General features: G+C 57.0%; 1 protein-coding gene. It reads right to left on the bottom strand.

Translation table 11 applies throughout. The features are described 5' to 3' along the window. Nucleotides 1–45: 45 nt before the first annotated feature. Nucleotides 46–330, bottom strand: coding sequence for a pyrimidine/purine nucleoside phosphorylase (locus tag F8N21_RS30350; protein WP_085725017.1), 285 nt, complete (start codon nt 328–330; stop codon nt 46–48). Nucleotides 331–704: the final 374 nt, after the last annotated feature.

The raw sequence follows: 704 nt of genomic DNA, 5'->3' as shown, positions 1-704 counted from the left end.
GATACGGGCATTTTTGTATGTGCCACAAAAACCCTGTTTCAGGTTTTAGCCGCGGTATTCGCACAGATAAGCGGTGTCGACCGCAACCTTCAACTGGAACTTGCTGTTGGCCGGTACGTTGAACTGGCTGCCGGCGGCGAAGGTTTCCCAGTCGCTGCTGTCTGGCAGTTTGACGGTCAGTGCGCCAGACACTACGTGCATGATCTCCCGCTGGCTGGTGCCGAATTCGTATTCGCCCGGGGCCATGACGCCGATGGTGGCCGGACCTTCGGTGGTGCCGAAGGCAATCGACTTGACGGTGCCGTCGAAGTACTCGTTGACTTTAAACATGGGCGATTCCTCGAAAAGGGCTAAAAAGGCTGGCCAGTATGCACAAGCCTAAATAGCCCGTCACCCTCTGTAGAGCCCGTAGCAGCTGCCGAGCTGCGCGAGGCTGCGTTCGACCGCGAAGCGGTCGTAATCTGGTGCATACCGTCATTCTGTTAAATCGCGATCACAGGATTCACTGTAGAGCCCGTAGCAGCTGCCGAGCAGCACGAGGCTGCGTTCGACCGCGAAGCGGTCGTAATCTGGTGCATACCGTCAATCTGTTAAATCGCGATCACAGGATTCACTGTAGAGGCCGTAGCAGCTGCCGAGCCTTGCGAGGCTGCGTTCGACCGCGAAGCGGTCGTCAAATCAGGCAACGGGTTCTTTCAGGCAAA

Source organism: Pseudomonas fluorescens, from assembly GCF_902497895.1.
Lineage (GTDB): Bacteria > Pseudomonadota > Gammaproteobacteria > Pseudomonadales > Pseudomonadaceae > Aquipseudomonas > Aquipseudomonas fluorescens_BP.
The sequence above is the reverse complement of the archived record's forward strand: the minus strand, read 5'-3'. Positions and strand labels throughout refer to the sequence as shown.

What these genes read in the sequence shown, in the direction of transcription:
- F8N21_RS30350 (WP_085725017.1), bottom strand. Translation starts at nt 330, where the DNA reads ATGTTTAAAGTCAACGAGTACTTCGACGGCACCGTCAAGTCGATTGCC.